This window comes from Kineobactrum salinum, assembly GCF_010669285.1.
GTDB lineage: Bacteria > Pseudomonadota > Gammaproteobacteria > Pseudomonadales > Halieaceae > Kineobactrum > Kineobactrum salinum.
The window spans coordinates 4,220,818-4,237,770 of sequence record NZ_CP048711.1 but is presented as its reverse complement, the minus strand read 5'-3'; the positions used below and the strand labels follow the sequence as shown (position 1 = coordinate 4,237,770).

At 57.3% G+C, this 16,953-nt stretch carries 24 protein-coding genes; all 24 read left to right on the top strand.

Annotated features, from left to right (window positions below; translation table 11 throughout):
* Positions 1–208 precede the first annotated feature (208 nt).
* The 24 genes from G3T16_RS18800 (at position 209) to G3T16_RS18690 (ending at position 16,945) form a co-directional block, all read left to right on the top strand.
* Positions 209–571, top strand: coding sequence for a hypothetical protein (locus tag G3T16_RS18800; protein WP_163496570.1), 363 nt, complete (start codon positions 209–211; stop codon positions 569–571).
* A complete protein-coding gene (locus G3T16_RS21345) occupies positions 568–1,074 on the top strand; it encodes a hypothetical protein (RefSeq protein WP_197911751.1) in 507 nt (168 codons plus the stop codon). Before G3T16_RS18800 ends, G3T16_RS21345 begins: the two co-directional genes overlap by 4 nt.
* Positions 1,075–1,240: 166 nt before the next feature.
* A complete protein-coding gene (locus G3T16_RS18790) occupies positions 1,241–1,642 on the top strand; it encodes a hypothetical protein (RefSeq protein WP_163496569.1) in 402 nt (133 codons plus the stop codon).
* The gene (thyX, locus tag G3T16_RS18785) at positions 1,639–2,373 is read left to right on the top strand and encodes an FAD-dependent thymidylate synthase (protein WP_163496568.1); all 735 of its coding nucleotides are present in this window, start codon (positions 1,639–1,641) and stop codon (positions 2,371–2,373) included. The genes G3T16_RS18790 and thyX overlap by 4 nt, the downstream gene beginning before the upstream one ends.
* Before the next feature lie 15 nt (positions 2,374–2,388).
* Positions 2,389–2,619, top strand: coding sequence for a hypothetical protein (locus G3T16_RS18780; RefSeq protein ID WP_163496567.1), 231 nt, complete (start codon positions 2,389–2,391; stop codon positions 2,617–2,619).
* Positions 2,619–3,095 (top strand): hypothetical protein, encoded by a 477-nt coding sequence (locus G3T16_RS18775; protein WP_163496566.1) that lies wholly within the window; start codon positions 2,619–2,621, stop codon positions 3,093–3,095. The genes G3T16_RS18780 and G3T16_RS18775 overlap by 1 nt, the downstream gene beginning before the upstream one ends.
* Positions 3,092–3,220, top strand: a complete 129-nt coding sequence (locus tag G3T16_RS22640) for a hypothetical protein (RefSeq protein ID WP_269473245.1) — start codon at positions 3,092–3,094, stop codon at positions 3,218–3,220. The genes G3T16_RS18775 and G3T16_RS22640 overlap by 4 nt, the downstream gene beginning before the upstream one ends.
* Positions 3,217–3,507: a hypothetical protein gene (locus G3T16_RS18770; RefSeq protein ID WP_163496565.1), complete on the top strand. Its 291-nt coding sequence runs from the start codon at positions 3,217–3,219 to the stop codon at positions 3,505–3,507. The genes G3T16_RS22640 and G3T16_RS18770 overlap by 4 nt, the downstream gene beginning before the upstream one ends.
* Positions 3,504–4,772 carry a hypothetical protein gene (locus tag G3T16_RS18765; RefSeq protein WP_163496564.1) on the top strand — a complete coding sequence of 423 codons (1,269 nt, stop codon included), beginning with the start codon at positions 3,504–3,506 and terminating at the stop codon, positions 4,770–4,772. The genes G3T16_RS18770 and G3T16_RS18765 overlap by 4 nt, the downstream gene beginning before the upstream one ends.
* 171 nt (positions 4,773–4,943) lie before the next feature.
* Positions 4,944–5,144: a hypothetical protein gene (locus G3T16_RS18760; protein WP_163496563.1), complete on the top strand. Its 201-nt coding sequence runs from the start codon at positions 4,944–4,946 to the stop codon at positions 5,142–5,144.
* Positions 5,144–5,356: a hypothetical protein gene (locus G3T16_RS18755; protein WP_163496562.1), complete on the top strand. Its 213-nt coding sequence runs from the start codon at positions 5,144–5,146 to the stop codon at positions 5,354–5,356. Before G3T16_RS18760 ends, G3T16_RS18755 begins: the two co-directional genes overlap by 1 nt.
* Complete coding sequence (locus G3T16_RS18750) at positions 5,353–5,820, top strand: hypothetical protein (RefSeq protein ID WP_163496561.1); 468 nt, start codon at positions 5,353–5,355, stop codon at positions 5,818–5,820. Before G3T16_RS18755 ends, G3T16_RS18750 begins: the two co-directional genes overlap by 4 nt.
* A gap of 96 nt (positions 5,821–5,916) precedes the next feature.
* Positions 5,917–6,129: a MoaD/ThiS family protein gene (locus G3T16_RS18745; RefSeq protein WP_163496560.1), complete on the top strand. Its 213-nt coding sequence runs from the start codon at positions 5,917–5,919 to the stop codon at positions 6,127–6,129.
* Between the two features lie 117 nt (positions 6,130–6,246).
* Positions 6,247–8,808 carry a hypothetical protein gene (locus G3T16_RS18740; protein ID WP_163496559.1) on the top strand — a complete coding sequence of 854 codons (2,562 nt, stop codon included), beginning with the start codon at positions 6,247–6,249 and terminating at the stop codon, positions 8,806–8,808.
* Positions 8,809–8,835: 27 nt separating this feature from the next.
* Positions 8,836–9,561, top strand: coding sequence for a ThiF family adenylyltransferase (locus tag G3T16_RS18735; protein ID WP_163496558.1), 726 nt, complete (start codon positions 8,836–8,838; stop codon positions 9,559–9,561).
* Positions 9,539–10,555 (top strand): MPN domain-containing protein, encoded by a 1,017-nt coding sequence (locus tag G3T16_RS18730; RefSeq protein ID WP_163496557.1) that lies wholly within the window; start codon positions 9,539–9,541, stop codon positions 10,553–10,555. Before G3T16_RS18735 ends, G3T16_RS18730 begins: the two co-directional genes overlap by 23 nt.
* A 60-nt stretch (positions 10,556–10,615) precedes the next feature.
* Positions 10,616–10,990 (top strand): hypothetical protein, encoded by a 375-nt coding sequence (locus tag G3T16_RS18725; RefSeq protein WP_163496556.1) that lies wholly within the window; start codon positions 10,616–10,618, stop codon positions 10,988–10,990.
* 130 nt (positions 10,991–11,120) lie between these two features.
* Complete coding sequence (locus G3T16_RS18720) at positions 11,121–11,270, top strand: hypothetical protein (RefSeq protein ID WP_163496555.1); 150 nt, start codon at positions 11,121–11,123, stop codon at positions 11,268–11,270.
* Between the two features lie 82 nt (positions 11,271–11,352).
* Positions 11,353–12,747, top strand: coding sequence for a 3'-5' exonuclease family protein (locus tag G3T16_RS18715; RefSeq protein WP_163496554.1), 1,395 nt, complete (start codon positions 11,353–11,355; stop codon positions 12,745–12,747).
* A complete protein-coding gene (locus tag G3T16_RS22635) occupies positions 12,720–14,198 on the top strand; it encodes a DNA polymerase (RefSeq protein WP_332102843.1) in 1,479 nt (492 codons plus the stop codon). The genes G3T16_RS18715 and G3T16_RS22635 overlap by 28 nt, the downstream gene beginning before the upstream one ends.
* Positions 14,199–14,206: 8 nt before the next feature.
* Entirely contained in the window at positions 14,207–14,395 is a 189-nt protein-coding gene (locus G3T16_RS23245) for a carbon storage regulator (protein ID WP_163496552.1), read from the top strand.
* A gap of 14 nt (positions 14,396–14,409) precedes the next feature.
* Positions 14,410–16,116, top strand: coding sequence for a hypothetical protein (locus G3T16_RS18700; RefSeq protein ID WP_163496551.1), 1,707 nt, complete (start codon positions 14,410–14,412; stop codon positions 16,114–16,116).
* Positions 16,074–16,403, top strand: coding sequence for a primase-helicase family protein (locus G3T16_RS18695; RefSeq protein WP_163496550.1), 330 nt, complete (start codon positions 16,074–16,076; stop codon positions 16,401–16,403). The genes G3T16_RS18700 and G3T16_RS18695 overlap by 43 nt, the downstream gene beginning before the upstream one ends.
* On the top strand, positions 16,388–16,945 hold the full coding sequence (locus G3T16_RS18690) for a hypothetical protein (protein ID WP_163496549.1): 558 nt from the start codon (positions 16,388–16,390) through the stop codon (positions 16,943–16,945). The genes G3T16_RS18695 and G3T16_RS18690 overlap by 16 nt, the downstream gene beginning before the upstream one ends.
* Positions 16,946–16,953 lie beyond the last annotated feature (8 nt).

The following is a 16,953-nucleotide window of genomic DNA, read 5'->3' as shown; positions in this document are numbered from 1 at the left end:
TGAAGGTAGTCCCCGACGCCCCGGTAATAACCCGCGAGCTTCGCAAAGCCAAGCGCCGGTTTGGCCCCAGAAAGCAAATGGTCGCCCGAATCACCGGATGGAAGAACTGCATAGCAGACACAGAGATGATGAGGGATGGGATAACCGTGTACGTAAACCCACGAACCTACGCCGAAATCAAAAGACGCGCGGCCCAGGAGCCAGGAGTATGACATCCGACCTCGAACAACTGCTCGATGACGCCGCCAATTATGTAGTCAGCGCCCACACTACGTTCGACATGAACATCAGATACGCGAAGCGCCTACGGGCAGCAGCAGATGTGGTAGCCGCAGAGTGGTCCTACATCCACGAAAAACTGCCGCCAGAGGGCGAGCCTGTCATCGGCTGGCACCCCAACTGGATCTGCGATGACTTCAACCCTCGCGGGATACGCGAATGCTTCCGCTTTGGCGACGGCACCGAGTGGCATAACGCTCGATGGAACGACAGCCAAGACTGCTACGAGACAGACAAGGAAGCCCCCAAAGCATGGCGGCCCTACCCGGTAGCCCCGAGGAGCACCTCATGACCCTGAAACTCTACGCAGGCCGAGACATTCGCAGCCTCGGACACCTGTACATGAACCACCTCATGGCCATGGTCGTCGAGAACCTGCACTCCACGTCAGCCATCGCAGCGGAACTCGCATGGCGCGACCAAGAGATCAACTGGTTAAAAGGCCAGCTACTCCAATCCCAGACAAGGAGCACAGTCCCGGGTTGGCAACCAATGTCCACCGCCCCGAAAGACAGACCCATCGTCGGGTTGTGCCGGCACGATGCGGATATATACGTCCTCGATAGTGGCCTCCTCACCACTTACGGAGCACATGCCGAAGGACTAGATTACGCAGATGATGGCCCTCACGTGATCGTTTGGGGCGGCGAAAACGAATACTTCGACGGGGGCCACATCCCAGCCTGGTGGTTTCTGCAATACAGCAACTGGGAAACAGTAGCGAACCCAATCGCGTGGCTCTCGATACCGGACTACGAAGCGCTGCTCAACGAACCAGTGCCCGAAGCAGAATGAACTGCTACTACTGCCAAACGCCCACGGCGCTCCTTTCCGAACGATACCTGGTGCGGAAAGCCGTAAAGCCTAAAGGCACTCCTTACCGTTGGAGGGTCATCGGCACAGCCTGTACGAGCTGCGTCGAAGTCAAACTCAAAGCAACACAGATAGAGGGCAACACACCATGTGCATGATCGACGACGCCGACGAACGCTGCACCGTGCTCCACGAGAAGCAACAGCGCGCCAGAAAAGAACACGTCTGCGCCGAGTGTCACAGGACAATTGGCAAAGGAGAAGTGTACCTGAACGAAGGACTCCTGTTCGAGGGCAAGATCAACACCCACAAGACCTGTGCCCACTGCCTGGTCGTCCGCAGCTGGATCAGCAAAGAGTGCGGGGGCTGGATCTACGGCGAAATCAAAGAGGACTTCGAGGAGCACGCCCGCAACCCTTTCTACGAGGAGACCCTGAACTATCTATGCTCAGGGATACAACGCAGATGGCGGTGCCAGCACGAACAGCTGTTGCCAGTATCCGAGCGACCCATGACCACCCACGAAAGGGAAAAGGAAACTCTACGATGAAAGCTGATTATATCGACCACATGGGCGACGACCTCCGGGTCGTCAATGCCGCACGAGTCTCCTTCGACAAGGAGAGTGACTGGGCCACCGACGAAAACTCCCCGGACGGGCATGGCCTCCCTACTGGCATTCTGAAGGAAGAGGATGCCCGGCTCATCAGCTACCTGGCCCGCAACGGCCACTGGACACCGTTCAGTCACCCGATGATTACCATGCGGGAAACCATCCCGATCTTCGTGGCACGTCAGCGCTTCAAGCACATGGTGGGCTTCACGTACAACGAGGTCAGCCGGCGCTATGTCGACGATACTCCAGAGTTCTTCTCGCCTGACGTATGGCGTGCCCGCCCCGATGCCAGCATCAAGCAGGGTAGCGGAGACCGCACCATTAAAGAATTCGTCAACCCCTATGGTGAGCCCGAGCACCACCCTGTAGAACACTGGTTCGATCGCTGGATGGAAGACGCGGAGTTTAATTACAACAAACTCCTGGAGTGGGACGTAGCACCGGAGCAGGCCCGTATGGTCCTGCCCCAATCCATGTACACCAGCTACTACGTCACCGGCTCACTGGCAGCCTGGGCCCGTGCTTACAAGCAGCGCATCGACTCTCACGCGCAGAAGGAGATCCAGGACCTGGCCAAGCAGTGGGATGCCATCATCCAGACACTGTTCCCAGTGAGCTGGGCGGCCCTGACCGGGCAGCGTCCCGTCGGCACCGGCACCATTTAACCACAAGGACCACATATGTTTTTTCTCATAGCAGCACTCATCGCCCTCTGGGCCTACTGCGGATACTTGGCTGCCGGATACGCCTACGCCACGTTCCAGAGCATAGGAACCTACCGCTTTGCCAGGGCGCATCGAGTAGCAGACACCCTGGCGGCCCTGACGCTCTGGTGTCTAGGCCCGATCGGCTTGGTCGCCATGCAGCCCTACACGGCACAAGGCCGCCTCTACTGGTGGGAACAGAAGTAATGAGCGAAGAAACGATCGTCGACATGTACAACGCCGGCTGGACCGATAAGCAGGTGGCCGAGGAAGCACTCGCACGCCTTGAGAAGCAAGGCACCTGCGCACGAGACTCCACTGGTTGTTTCTATTCATCCGACAGCTCGACTAGCCGCTGCATCGTAGGTGGCATTCTCCCAGAAGACCTCCTGCGCCACCTACGCGAAAAAGGCATCAACTGCTCAGCAGACGAACTCAACTATACGATACCCAGCGACTACTACACCAAGCTCGGCGAACAACAAAGAAAACAACTACAGGAGGCACTCGACCGCTACGACGCCGTGCTGCTCTCACTCCAATCGTTCCACGATACAGAAATGTCGAGCGTCGAGGCATGGCAACGATCAAACCATGGCAGGCGAGCACGGATGCACCTGGTCAACGCCGTTAGGGTAAACGAAGCCACCCTCGAACAAGTATTTGCAGCGGTTCGAGCATGACCGCGGTACAACTCTGCCTCGACTGTGACGAGCCCACCGGCCGCTGCGAAGAAGACGAGATCCACCACAACGACGAAGGGCCGCTCTGCGAAGGGTGCTACGACATAAGGGACGAACAGCAATGATCGACATCCAAAGACTGGAGGACATCAAGAAGTTGATATGCACCGTCGACCACTACGAAGAAGGCGTGCGGCATTTGAACTTGTTCATCCAAGAAGCGGCGCAAACACAGTACCTCGAGAAAGAAGGAGAGCACTGCCCAACCTGCGGCTCCAACGACTTACAGGGGGGTTCGGTCGACGTCGATAGTCCTCATGCTTCCCAACCCATGTCCTGTGGCGACTGTCGCGCGACCTGGACCGACCAATACCAACTCACGGGCTTCGCTGATCTCAAGGAGGGAGCGTGAAATATTACTTCCGATACAATAAATCCGACAACCCATCCAGGTTTATCCAGGGCAAAGTTTATGTCTTCAACGACAACCCCAACACCAGGGGAATAAAGACCGTAGACGAACAAGGGCAGAGCTATACCAGGGGGTGGAAAGACTCCCCACGCTGGACCCAGGTCAAAGGACCCGAGGCAAGTGACGATCGCTACTTTAAGCGGACCCGGGTCAGCAACGCCTCCGCCCGGGAATTCACTGTGAGCAAAATATACAAACTACCAGGCGGGGAGCAATGCCTTATAGGCACCACTGGGTTGAAATCAACCCCCGATGGGAGCTGGAGCCCTGGTGAAAATCCTTGGGAAGAAGTGACCAAGGCCGAGTGGGATGCGCAAGAAGCCGACGGCGGCGATCGCTACTTCAAACGGATCGGAAATAGTGAAGTATATGCCCTTGTCCACGGTTCAATCTACAGAGTCCTAAAAGGGGCAACCACATTCCGGGATGCCGTCGGAAACAAAGTAGCACCCCTCGCTCCCCGCAACGCAAAATACTGGGAAGAAGTAACTAAGGCCGAGTGGGGCAAGCAAGAAGAAGAAGGCAGGGATCGCTACTTCAAGCGGCTCAAAGAAAACAGTATCCGCGACTTCGTTGCCGGCAAGATTTACAAGATGCCAAAAGGGCAAACATTAATTAAGGACACCCAGGGGCGCGGGTCGAACCCGGAGGGGGATTGCGACCTCTGGCAGGAAATGACCCCGGCCGAGTGGAACCACCAGGAAAATGGCATCACCCAGTGTCCAAAGAGCATCTGGGGCGCCACCTTTTACACAACTGACCCCGAACACCAAGCCCGCTCCCGCATGTGGCGCTCCCTGTCCAGCGGCAGGCGCGCAGGCAAAACGGCTATGGCGACTTACGCACTCAACCGCATCCCCTCGATACCCAGCATTACCCGGGACGAGGTCATACACGCACTAACCACTAAGGAAGCACCCATGACCACTACAGTAACCATCGAACAAGTGACCCTCGTCAACGGACAGCGGGCCACTGACCTGAGCCCCGAGACCCTGATCCGCTACATCGAAGCGCAAAAGGAAGCCATCGACAAGCTGAAAGATGTAGGTATCACCTCAACCTACATCCTGGCCCAACAGCAGCGCCACCGCGACAACATGGACGCGCTGGTCAAGATCCTGGACACGCACGAGAAGGCGCCGGCGACAGGAGCCAACGATGGGTTGGTCCCCAACGATACAACCCCCAACAGGGCGCTCTGAACCGGTTAACCCAAACGATCACGGCTTGCAACCAGACCCAAGTCCTTGGCCTTCTAACCAGGGTCACTGCTGGCTCTGCAAGCCACCTATCCGAGAGCAAAGTGGTCCCTGCCGGTGGGGTACCTCAAGACCAATGAATTCGCCGGCACCGATTTCAAGAGAGTGAACGCTATGGAAAAAGCAACGACAACAGCGATCATCTGCCTGGCATGCGTAGGTATTCTAGGGATAGTAACCACCCCTGACGTACAGACCGTCGCCGAGGAACAGAAACACTACTGCGAGATGGTGCGCCTCGGGCGGGAGCACACCGACCTGGGCTGGCCTGACTATCGCGGAAACTACGACACCACCTGCATGGAGCCACGCTGATGCAGTGCCACCGCCTGCGCTACATAAACGAGGAGACCAACACCCAGATCGATGAATACTACGCCAACCAGAAACACGCACTAAGGGAGCACTCCCATCTCCAGAAAGAAGGTTTCACGATGATCGGCGTCACCCCGGTCGAAATCCCTACAGGGAAGCACGAACTGATCGAATGGCTCAACAGGCAAAATAACGTGGAGACAACAGCATGAGAACAGCACGCATCGCCGCCAACCCAGGCCGCAATTGCCGCCCAGCAGTAGCCGGAGTGGTACGGGAGTTCCGCCGCTTCTGCGAAGAGCAGAAGATCCCGATCTCACGGATCGTCCACGAGACTGGCTACCAGCGCGTCGCCAAAGTGTTCAGCGGGGAAGCCACGACGCTACGGGAAACCACCCTCGAAACACTCAAAGGTTGGATGAGAGAGGAGAAGCAGCGCATCAACTACCAAGGCCCAGTGATGTCCTTGGTACCACCCGCCCCCGCCGAAGACACCGTGGAGGAGGACAAAGGACAATTGACACTCGACACGCCGATGGCTACCCACGACATCGAACTGGACATGATCCATTGCTTGGCTCAGGTCGTGGAGAATTTCTACCCGATAACCTCGCGGGAAGAGCGCCAAAGAGCGCTGAACTACATCACTGCCCGCTTCGGCTCGCCTACTATTTGAGCGCAAATATAGGTGTTACCTATTCAAACCCCATTCGGATTCGTGGCACCCGAGTGGGTAACCTTCGCCACACCACAACCCAAAAGGATACACAGTATGATCTCCATTAAAGTAGTAGTAGTACCCGGCACCGTAAAAGAAGTTGCACTGAACGACGGTGCCACCGTTCGCGACGCATTGGACGCGGCTAGCCAGTCTTCCGAAGGCTACGCGATCCAGGTCGACGGTGTTTCCAACGCGACACTGGACACCCCGCTGCGCGACGGCCAGCGCGTTGCTTTGTCAGTTGGTGCCAAGGGCAACAGCTAGCACCCGAAGTAGCACCCAGCACCACCTGAGAGACTCCCCGTGCCGGTTCACGCCGGCACGGGCCATATTCGAGTGCCCGCACTCACTTCTCCGCCCAGTCATGTAGAGGAATACACAATGGCTAGCTTCACGCAGACCTTGATAAACCAGGCCCTTCAAGACCTGAACAACACAATCGACTCCCTCCGCAACGACCAACAAACCACAGAATCCGCCCGCCTCTCGTCCATCTCCCGCAAGGAGCAGGCGATTCGAGAATACCTGGCCGCACGCCCCACGTACCACGCTCTCGCAGACCACATCGCTTGCCGCACCAACGCCCAGATGCTCGCCCGCTTCTACTCAGCAGTAACCGGAGGTCGACAGCCCATCCAACTGTTGGAACAGCTCGGCCATCGCCACCCCGCGACCATCAACGCAATCTTGAATGCCCCCAAAACCACGCTGGTCAGTATCCGCGACACCTGGAGGAGCTACAAGCGCCGCATCCCACAGTACACCAGAAACTTGGCCGCCTGCGAGGAACAACTGAACAAGCTCCAATTCGAGCGCGGCCTAGCGGAGTTCAACTCCACCGGCAAAAGGACAATTGACTTGGAAAAATTGGTTAATGACGTTGGTCGAATGACAGGTGTGGAGCAGGCGCTCGCCCGCGTCACCCCCGAAAACGATCTCACCTATCTACGGATCTATACCAACGAGATCTACGCCAGCGACGCACGCAGCGACAATGAGTATAGGAAAGATGACATCCTCATCGAGCCCTTAGTGCTCGACTTCCGGCTCAACCCCGCCAGGGCCAAACTGGACATTGACTCTGTTCTGGGGCACAGGTACGAAGCCTACGATGATCGCGAACTGATCCACCCTCACTGGATCTCTGATACAGAACCCTGCCTGGGTGACTTCGGGCCAACTATCACCGAGCTGGAGCACGCCGGCGACTATGCTGGCGTCATCGAGATGTACATCATGTTCCTCGCTCAGTTCGACTCCGAAGATTCCGCGGGCCGCTATGCCATCCGCTGGGGCGAGGGGCACGACTGCGAGCATTACCAAGGAGACGACCCCGCCCCCGATCCATGGTCACCTGACGATTCGGGCGTGCTAGTTGACAGCAGTCCTCAGCTTACCGCAGAGCGCTGCCAAGCCCACGAGCGTAGGCGCCCCTCTGCTCCGGCACCGGCACCAGCACCAGCACCGGTAGCGCCCACAGTCGCCCCGCCCACCGTCAGTCCGTTCGCCGACGGCTCCAGGCCCCCCTACCCAGTCCCCGTAGGTGAGCAGTTCCGTATGGTCGCTGACGAAGGGGGGTTATCGGCGGGTACGATCCTCACCCTGCGGCGCGACGACACCTCTACCTGCCCCTTTTTCCGCACCCAAGAAGGGCGGGAAGTCTGCATGGCTTTCCGCTACCTGACGCCGTACTCCGAACCCGAACGCAGTCCTTATCCCTCCGGCGGCCGCCCCGAACACCCTGTTGCCGTTGGTGATATGTTCCAAGTAATCAGAGGGGGTGCCGGAATAGCTGTAGGCACCATCGTCACATTGTCACGTGACGACCGATCCTACTGCCCCTACTTCAACACTCCAACGCAGAGCCATTACGCCATCTCTTGGGACGCCCTCGCCCCCATCACCGCCGCAGAACCAGAGACAGAACCAGACAACCCCTGCCTGACAGGCCGGCCCCAAGGGGTACGAGTTGGACACGTGTTCCGGCTTGTCAACGGACCCTACCAAGGCTGGCAAATAGGGGACTGGGTGGAGCTTTCTGGTGATTATGACACCGACACGCCTGAGTTTAGACGCCTCTCAGATGGTTCGACAGCTAACGCCTTCTTCCGCCGGTTCGCACCTTTGACCCATGACGAATACGTCGGACTAGCTTTCGACCGCATCACCTCCGAGACACGGCGCCCCTACAATGGTCGACCACAACACGATGTAACAGTAGGCGACGTGTTTGAAGTACGGACAGGAGACCCGGATGCTCCCCCCGCGGGGGCCATCGTGACCCTAATCAGAGACGACGGCAGCACATGCCCTTTCTTCAGCGACGGAAGCGATCACGAGGAACACTGTCTCTCCTTCGACGATCTCAACCCTAAACTCATCACCACCGCTCAAAACCGGCCAGCTCCAGCCCAAGTTCCAGAGGCAGTCCCTTTCCTTCGACCTTTCACAGAGATGCCAGATTTCGCTGTCGAAGACTACATCTACCAAGTCGCGATCTCCGACAACGGAGCAGGCTGGGACGTTGGGGACACGGTGCGCCTCGCAGAAGATCCCGCCCAGGGAGACACCCCTACCTTCTATAATGACGATACAGGCAACGACGCCAGCATCCCTTGGGATGCGATAGCCCCGCTGACCCATCAGGTGTACCTAGAAATCGCCCGCGAGCGCGCACGGAACGATGAACGTCCCTACCCAATGGCTGGCAGACCACAGCACGCCGTAACAGAGGGGGATACCTACACCCTGCTGGAGGACGCCGGTTGCTTCGAGGAAGGGGACGTTCTCGAACTTTTCACCGATGACAGTACCTCGTGGCCCACGTTTATCTGCCGCGGCAAGGTCCGCGACACGGACTACGACGAGGACGAAGCCGAGCACTACTATCACGATGACATCGAGTTCCACGTCCTCGCACCCCTTCAGATCCAGAACCCTTAATAGAACTTCGCCACACAGGAGCGTGACATGGCAGACCTCTCAATCATCCGACACCAGTCGATTTTCGACCCGACCAAAGTCAAAGTCCCTATTCACATAATCGGGGCCGGCGCGACCGGCTCCCGCATCTGGCTCGCCTTGGTGGAGCTGGGTATGACCGACATCACGGTCTACGACTTCGACAACGTCGAGGCCCACAACCTGGCCAACCAGATCTACCTGCACGACGACATTGGCAAGCCGAAGGTCCATGCGCTACGGGACTACTACACGCGCAAGACAGGGAAAGAACCCCCGGAGGGTATGGCCTTCGTCCCGCGAAAAGTGGACCAGGACAACACAACCTTCGAGTCTATGCCTGGGATCGTTCTCCTGCTCACAGACAGTATGGCCAGCCGCCGCGACATCTACGGCGCTCTCTTCCCTCCGGTCGGCGTACAGTCCGCTACCATCGGCCTGATCGAAACCCGGATGGCGTCGTCCTACGGCAACATCTTCACGATCAACTGCCTCAACAAAAAACAGCTGATGTACTGGGCTGCGACCCTACCCACTGACGAGCGCACCGAGACCACGGTCTGCGGCTCCAGCATCTCGGTGGGACCTACCGCCTCTGTTATCGCCAACCTGGCAGTGTGGCAGCTCATCAACCTACTTACCGACCGAAACGCCGTGGAATACGAAATCAGCCTGTTCCTGAAACCCCTCATCGTCAATATGGAGAACCCCCGTGACTACTCAACAGCAGCGTAAGCCAGGAACAACCCCTTCACCCATCCGGTCCTTACCAAAACCGACCACACCAGCCCCCACCTTCAAATACAAGGTCTCGACGGCGGCGATGACAGCTACCCGCACCGAAATCCAGGGGGCACCGAAATCCGGCCCCCAACCGCCTCGCGTGTCCTACACCCCGGAGGTCGAACTCCAAATGCGATACATCATCGCAGCCTGCGACGATGAGGTGGGTTGGATGTGTTATGCCGAGATGCTGGAACCCGACAGTGATGGCGCCGACCACTTCCTGATCACCGAGATCTTCGTGCCCAAGCAGGAGGTCCACGCCACCACCACCGAGATCGACCCCCAGGGCCTCAACGAGCTGGCCTTCAAGCTGATGGACGAGGGCAAAGACCCCGGTAAGCTCATCGGCTGGTACCACAGCCACGTGGATATGGGCGTCTCCCCTTCCGGCCAGGACGAGGAAATGATCCAAAAACACTTAGAGTCTAACCCAGTCATGATCCGCGGCATTATGAACAAGAAAGGCGCGTCAAAGGTTGATGTCTATTACCGGGAACACGGGGTCGCATTCACCTGCGTAACAACCGGGGTCTATTACCCCTTCACCACCAACCCTCTGGAGGGCCTGGACGAGATCCTCGCCAAGAACGTTGTCGAGCAGGACATCTACCCCTACAACGGCTACGGCTACCCAAACAGCCTCTATAGCGGAGCCACACACGGGATCGACTACTATGGCAACGCCCGCCAGCCCAAAACCAGCGCCTCCAGTCCAGGGAAGCCGTGGAATACCGGCCTTGCGGGTAAGGGCGTAACAGATGAAGACGACGACTTCCCTTCCCTCCTAAACACGGCCTCCCACGTCGAGACGGGGTTTGGGACGCGGTGGACTGTAAATACACCGCTACACTTGCGCCCAGATGAATGGCATGAAGACGACGCCTATTGGGAAGAAGGACACCACAACGACATCATCGCTGACAACGGAAATTTCTTCAAATGAGCCGCAGGAGCTGCCCCAGCAGCTCCTTACTTCTTGACTAGAATATAGGTATTACCTATTATGGACACCATGACCCCAGCCCAATTCCAGTCATTTGTCGAAGACGCCCTCTCCCAGATCCGCACAGCAGCCTGCGCCACCATCCAACTCGATCGCTGCTATAGCCGCGCCGACCAAATCGGCCGCCTCGCTCACGACATCCTGACTACATACCGCCCTCATTTCGACACACATCATGCCCTCACGGAGACCCCCATGAGCATAGGCCACAACCCACCCCAAACTGTAATAACTGACCGCGCCCGACTCGACGCCGACATAGCAGCGTTCCTGGCCCGTGGCGGGGTCATCACCGCCGTCGCTCAGGGCGTCGGCAAAGATTCACGCATCACACCTCCGTACAACCCAAGCATGTTCTCCCATGCGAAGAAGTAGCTCGGCCGACAACAGGCGCGCCCTCCTACTGGACTTCCTGGCTGAAAACGGCGGGGGAGCCACATTAGATGCTCTCGAAACCGGGACTGGAGTACACCGCGCCCAAGTCTCTGCGGAGATGAACATCCTGATGCGTGACAACGTCATCGAGATCAGGAGAGTCGCAAACGACCCCGTGGTCTACACCCTGACCCATCCTGGTACCCGTCCAGCCGAGCTGCTCGCCAGACCCTGGGTAAACACCCGATCCGACCCCTCCCACACGCCGCTCTACTGCTGACACCCGAGAAAGGGGTATTTTCCATTAGTGATGAGGTATAGGTAACACCTATACTGGCAAACCGGCCTATAGGAAACAGCGCATGTCCATCGTGTCCCTAGATTTTGAAACACCCTTCGGAAAAGGGGCACAAAAGGGGCATATCCTCCACAAATTCAGCCTCCGCAGCTTGACCTACGAGGAATATATCCTCGATCCGCGATTCAGGGTCTTCGGGGGAAGCATCAAGATCGACGATGGCCCCACGAAGTGGTACTCCAGCGCAGAACTAGAGAAAGTTCTCAACGAGATTTTCACCCCTGGGAACGGCCACACCATGGTCGCCCACAACGCCATGTTCGACGGAGCCATCCTCTCGTGGTTCTACGGCCTCGCTGCAGCGCGCTACTGGTGTACCCAGCGCATGTCCAAGGCGATATGGAACCAGCGCTCAGCAAGCCTGGAGGCGCTCTGCGTCTCGTGCTACCCCGACGACGAGACCATCCGCAAGGGCAAAGAACTGGAGTCCTTCGCCAATCTTTATGAGCTGGACCCCGAGCAAGAGGCCGGCATGGCCCGGTACTGCGACAACGATGTCGATATCATGTTCGCCTGCCTCAAGGTCCTCTGGCCCCTGATCCCTGACGATGAGATGGAACTCCTCGATCTGACGCTTCAAGCGTTTATCCACCCAGTCCTGGAGATCGACGAACAACGGCTTCTGGACTTCCTCGACGAATACAACACCGAGACCAACGCCATCATCGCTGCATCCGGCGTCAGCCGCTCCGTGCTCGCCAGCCCGAAGAAATTTGTCGCCTGGGTGAAGGACAACTTGGGCCTTGATATCCCCATCATCGACGCCCCCACGGCCAAGAACCCCGACAACCGTAAAGCGGCCCTTGGCAAAGATGAATTGGCCTTTGTCGATTTCTGCCGCGAGAACAACGAGTACCAGCACATCTGGAAAGCCCGGCTCCGGGTGGCCTCCACCATCGCTAGGAGTCGGGCCGAACGCATGATCAAACATGCGCGCCTCAACGGTGGCCGCCTGGCCATGCCCCTTAATTACTATGTCAGCCATACGGGTCGTTGGGGTGGGACAAACAAATGCGTAACACCTGACCACGAAGTCCTCACACCTGCGGGGTGGGTCCCTGTCCCCGAAGCCGAGGGGCTCCCAATACTCGTCGTGAGTGACACTCTCGCCGCCAAATGGGAGATACCTTCCTGGAACAAATCCATCTACCAAGGGCCGTTGGTCAGTTTTTCCCACAGTTCGGTTAGCGGGAGGTTCACTCCAAACCACCGGATCGCGACTCTACCCCGCACGACGCGAGACAGAATTACAGCGGCCCCAGAAGCTAGCCACTTTATTACCCTCAAGGGGTCACGCAAGATCCCGACCACTGCTACCTTTACCCCCTGTGATACGCTCCCATTCACCCCGAGCAGGCCCGCGTCCTTGCTATGGTGCAGGCAGACGGGTGCTTCATGACGGGGATTACTAGCGTCGGCCTGAAGAAAGTACGGAAGATTCAACGAGCCGAAGAAATACTCAACGCTGCCGGTATACAGTTCTCACGAAAAAACCTCAGCAACGGCTACTCAATATTCACCATACTTTTCCAAGACACAGCCTGGATACAGGGTGTACTCGCTAAATCCAATAATGGTAAAGGCTTCGGCCCCTGGGTACTCCAGCTGACCGCCGAAGCCAGAACTGCGCTAGTAGAGGAGACGCGATATTGGGATTCTCATTCCCGCAAAAAAAGCTGGGTTTACTATTCAGTCGATAATGACAACATAACCTGGCTATCGACAGCTGCAGCGCTATCCGGGTACACGCCCTCCATACACTACGACAGGCCCAATAACGGTGGTCGCACGCTCTTATCTGCGCTCAACATTAAGACCACAAACACGGCACACCTTGAGCCTTCCAATGTAAGCGAAGAGGCCCACTATCACGGACCAGTCTACTGCCCGACCACAACAACCGGCTATTTCCTCTACCGCCACAACGGGCGAATAGCGGTCACCGGGAACTCTAACCCTCAAAACCTCCAGCGGGGGTCAGAGCACCGAAAGTCAATCATGGCGCCGGACGGTTATATGATCGTCGTAGCTGACCAGTCAAACATCGAAGGCAGGATGAACGCCTGGTTCAACCAGGAGCACAAAATGCTGGAGGTCTTCGCCGACCCTACGCGCGACCTCTACTGCGAGTTCGGAGAGCAGGTCTTCGGTTACCCCATCACTGCCGAGGAACACCCTGACCAGCGATTCGTGTCCAAGACCTGCATCCTGGGATTGGGGTACCAGACCGGGGCGCCGAAGCTGCAACGCACGCTCTATGTAGGTTCCAAAGGACGGATCAACCTACCGCTCGAACAGTGCATGGATATCGTTTGGAACCAGTACCGCGGGGGATATAGCAAGATCACCGAGGGGTGGGAGCGCGCACAGCAGGCCATCGGAGAGATGATCACTCTCAAGCCAGGCGAAGAAACCCAATGGGGATGCCTGCGCATCCAGCACAAGCGCATCAAGCTCCCCAACGGCATGTACCTTAACTACCCCGGCCTGAAAGCCAGTGAGGACGAACGCGGGCGCATCCAATTCTCCTACTGGAATGGGGAGTTCATCACCAACCTGTACGGCGGCAAGCTGATGGAGAACATCATCCAGGCCCTCGCCCGTATCGTCATCGCCATGAACATGCTCGACATCAACCGCTGGCTCCTGAAGAACAGGGATCGCTACGGCGCCCTCGCCCGCGTCGTGCTGACCGTCCACGATGAAATCCTCGCTATTGGTCTCTCGGAGCACGCAGCAGAGATCTTCGCCAAGATGAAAGAATTCATGTCCCGCATCCCCTCCTGGGCCGACAACGGCACGCTCGTGCTGAAAGCCGAAGGTGGATTCGATAAGTGCTACAGCAAGTAGAGGTACCGATGAGTAAAACAAGCACCCTGTTCCTTGAGCGCACCAAAGGCGAGCGCATTCTTATCAACGAAGGGAGGAACGAGATCGAAATGGAAGTCAGCCGGGTCCGTGACAACGGAACCGTGACCCTTGTCTTCCGGGGACCAGCCCATGTCAAAGTAGACCGGTTAGAGCGCCGCCGAGCACCGTCAGAATAACTGGAGCACACTCTATGAAGCTATCCTTCATCGGCAGTGCGCACGGGACTCCTTCGGTCAAATCCTTCACTAAGGAGGGGGTTCGCCAGTACCCACTGATCAAACACTTCAACAGCACCGACTATGAAGTTGAAAAGTCGCGTGAAGGCCTGCGCGAGCGAGTTAAATATATCCAGACACACGCCGCCCGCGGCGACTGCATGCTCAAAGGGTACCTGACCAAACCCCTCTCAAACGAGTCCCGTGCCGGCGCCGTTGACCGCGACGCGCCGACCGAAAACTTGATCCTGGACATCGACGGGCTCACCTTACCGACGCTGCCTGCCTTTGAACCGCCCTTGGATCGCACGGTACTCCAAGAAGCCTGTGAGCACATCATCCAAGGTTTGCCGGCGCCTTTCCACGATGTCAGCTATATCGTCCACGCTAGCTCCAGCCTCGGGATGAAAGGCCAGAAGATCTCTCTACATATTGAATTCTGGCTTTCTGGACCAACAGCACCCCGAGCGCTGAAAGAATATGTGACGTATTTAAACTTCGCCGTAGAGCTGTTCAACAAGAACCTGACGCTCACCGCCTCTGGTACCGCACTGTCCTATGGGCTAGACCGCTCCGTAGTAGACAACACCCACATCATCTACATCGGCACCCCTCGGTTCTTCGACGGGCTCGTTGACCCAATCCCGGACGAGAACGACCGCATATTTTTGGTTGAGAAGACGAACCTAACCCTCGCGCTGGCTGAGGAGATCGAAAAACACGCCGACGCATCCAAGAACCGGCGAGCGACCACCGAACGGGTAAACGCTCTCCGTGCCACGATGGGCTTACCCCCGCACAAAGAAAAAAGCCAGATGGTCTCCGTAAACGGGCAGCGCATCCACGTGGTGACGAACCCAGAAGAAGTGGCCATGACCTTTGCCGCTGACAACGGTGACTTCGTAGCCTACAACGTCAACGGCGGCGACAGCGCTGCGTACTATGTGCTGAAGCATAAGCCGCAGATCGTTCGGAACTTCAAAGGCGAGCCGAACTTTTTGTTCGAGATTGCGGACCCTGAAACCTACCACTGGCACCTGGAACAGTTCATAGGGAAGGTGGAGCCCGGCAAAGAAACTGGCAAAGTACCCCCCATGCCTTTGGTCTTCCGGGACGAAGCCAGCAACGGCTACTACAACGCCCTGCTCAACACCGAAACCGGCCAAATCGCGCGCATTGCCAAAGCAAGCCGGGACGGGCTCCCGGATTGGATGGTCCAATACGAAGGAGTCATGCCTGACAACGTCCCGATCTGGAATTTCCAGTTCAACCCTCAGCGAGACCAATCCATCTGCTTTACCGATAGGTTCCTGAACAAATATATCCCCAGCGAGTACATGCGCTATGACAACGCCATGCCCTCCAACTACACCGCCCCGCTGAGCTACGACACCGGCCTTGAGTTAGAGCGCTACTGCCCCGTCATCGCCGAGCTGATTCTCCACGTTGTCGGACGCGACGTGGCCACGTTCAACCACTTCTTGAACTGGTTGGCGACTGCTATTCAGATCAAAGACAAACTAGCCACTGCATGGATTCTGCAAGGCACCCAAGGAACTGGGAAAGGCATATTTTTCGACAACATCCTCACCCCCTGGTCGGGCACGGCATCGGGGATAGCCAACCTTACACCACCAAGGTGCGACTGGAGAATATTGAGGACCAGTTCAACCAGTGGGTAGAGTGCGCCCTGTTCGTCGCCTTCGATGAGTTCCGCCTGGAAGACAGCGCCCAAAGCAAACGGCTCTTCAACAAGATCAAGTCCACCATCTCCGAAACCATGGAGCCGATCCGGGGTATGCGGGAGAACCTGCGCAACGTCCGCACCTACACCAACTATTTCTTTTTCTCCAACGACAAAGACGTAATGTACCTGCCAGCGGACGACCGCCGCTTCAACGTGTCCCCCGACAAGAGACCAAGCTCACCGCCATATTCCAAGACCTGCAGTACGTGGTCGATGTCCTGATCCCCGGGGAACTGTCAGTGTTCGCGCAGGTACTGAAAGACTACGAGATCGACTTCAACCAAGCCCGAACAGTGTTGGAGAACGAAGCCAAAGAATCCATGAGGGCAATCAGCTGTACGACTGTCGAGGACTTCGTCACCGCGGTTATGTCCGGCGACCTGGAGTATTTCCTCCCCATCATGGATATGCCGTTCTCTACCGGCCAGAACTATCTACTCCCCGCCCAAACCATAGTGCGCGCGATCATCCGGGACACAGCTAATGCAGCAGAACACCGGATCACAGTAGACGAACTGCGGTACCTCTACAACGTTATGGTTGGTCGATCCGACAACGCCAGGAAGTTTGGCAAGCACATGTCCCGCCAAGGCCTGGACAGCCACCCAATGCGGATCGGGGGCAAGGTCTCCCGGGGATTCGCCATCCACTGGGGGCTCTCCGATAACGCCGTAGAAGAACTCCAAAAACTCTACCTCACCGAGGTCGACCACCAGTTCGGTGACGACGGGAAAATAACACCACTACTAAGAGCACACGACTAAGGACCCCA

What these genes read in the sequence shown, in the direction of transcription:
- G3T16_RS18800 (WP_163496570.1), top strand. Translation starts at nt 209, where the DNA reads ATGACATCCGACCTCGAACAACTGCTCGATGACGCCGCCAATTATGTA.
- G3T16_RS18725 (WP_163496556.1), top strand. Translation starts at nt 10,616, where the DNA reads ATGGACACCATGACCCCAGCCCAATTCCAGTCATTTGTCGAAGACGCC.
- G3T16_RS18775 (WP_163496566.1), top strand. Translation starts at nt 2,619, where the DNA reads ATGAGCGAAGAAACGATCGTCGACATGTACAACGCCGGCTGGACCGAT.
- G3T16_RS18700 (WP_163496551.1), top strand. Translation starts at nt 14,410, where the DNA reads ATGAAGCTATCCTTCATCGGCAGTGCGCACGGGACTCCTTCGGTCAAA.
- G3T16_RS21345 (WP_197911751.1), top strand. Translation starts at nt 568, where the DNA reads ATGACCCTGAAACTCTACGCAGGCCGAGACATTCGCAGCCTCGGACAC.
- G3T16_RS22640 (WP_269473245.1), top strand. Translation starts at nt 3,092, where the DNA reads ATGACCGCGGTACAACTCTGCCTCGACTGTGACGAGCCCACCGGCCGC.
- G3T16_RS18735 (WP_163496558.1), top strand. Translation starts at nt 8,836, where the DNA reads ATGGCAGACCTCTCAATCATCCGACACCAGTCGATTTTCGACCCGACC.
- G3T16_RS18770 (WP_163496565.1), top strand. Translation starts at nt 3,217, where the DNA reads ATGATCGACATCCAAAGACTGGAGGACATCAAGAAGTTGATATGCACC.
- G3T16_RS18750 (WP_163496561.1), top strand. Translation starts at nt 5,353, where the DNA reads ATGAGAACAGCACGCATCGCCGCCAACCCAGGCCGCAATTGCCGCCCA.
- G3T16_RS23245 (WP_163496552.1), top strand. Translation starts at nt 14,207, where the DNA reads ATGAGTAAAACAAGCACCCTGTTCCTTGAGCGCACCAAAGGCGAGCGC.
- G3T16_RS18745 (WP_163496560.1), top strand. Translation starts at nt 5,917, where the DNA reads ATGATCTCCATTAAAGTAGTAGTAGTACCCGGCACCGTAAAAGAAGTT.
- G3T16_RS18755 (WP_163496562.1), top strand. Translation starts at nt 5,144, where the DNA reads ATGCAGTGCCACCGCCTGCGCTACATAAACGAGGAGACCAACACCCAG.
- thyX (WP_163496568.1), top strand. Translation starts at nt 1,639, where the DNA reads ATGAAAGCTGATTATATCGACCACATGGGCGACGACCTCCGGGTCGTC.
- G3T16_RS18790 (WP_163496569.1), top strand. Translation starts at nt 1,241, where the DNA reads ATGTGCATGATCGACGACGCCGACGAACGCTGCACCGTGCTCCACGAG.
- G3T16_RS18760 (WP_163496563.1), top strand. Translation starts at nt 4,944, where the DNA reads ATGGAAAAAGCAACGACAACAGCGATCATCTGCCTGGCATGCGTAGGT.
- G3T16_RS18720 (WP_163496555.1), top strand. Translation starts at nt 11,121, where the DNA reads ATGCGTGACAACGTCATCGAGATCAGGAGAGTCGCAAACGACCCCGTG.
- G3T16_RS18740 (WP_163496559.1), top strand. Translation starts at nt 6,247, where the DNA reads ATGGCTAGCTTCACGCAGACCTTGATAAACCAGGCCCTTCAAGACCTG.
- G3T16_RS18780 (WP_163496567.1), top strand. Translation starts at nt 2,389, where the DNA reads ATGTTTTTTCTCATAGCAGCACTCATCGCCCTCTGGGCCTACTGCGGA.
- G3T16_RS22635 (WP_332102843.1), top strand. Translation starts at nt 12,720, where the DNA reads ATGGTGCAGGCAGACGGGTGCTTCATGACGGGGATTACTAGCGTCGGC.
- G3T16_RS18715 (WP_163496554.1), top strand. Translation starts at nt 11,353, where the DNA reads ATGTCCATCGTGTCCCTAGATTTTGAAACACCCTTCGGAAAAGGGGCA.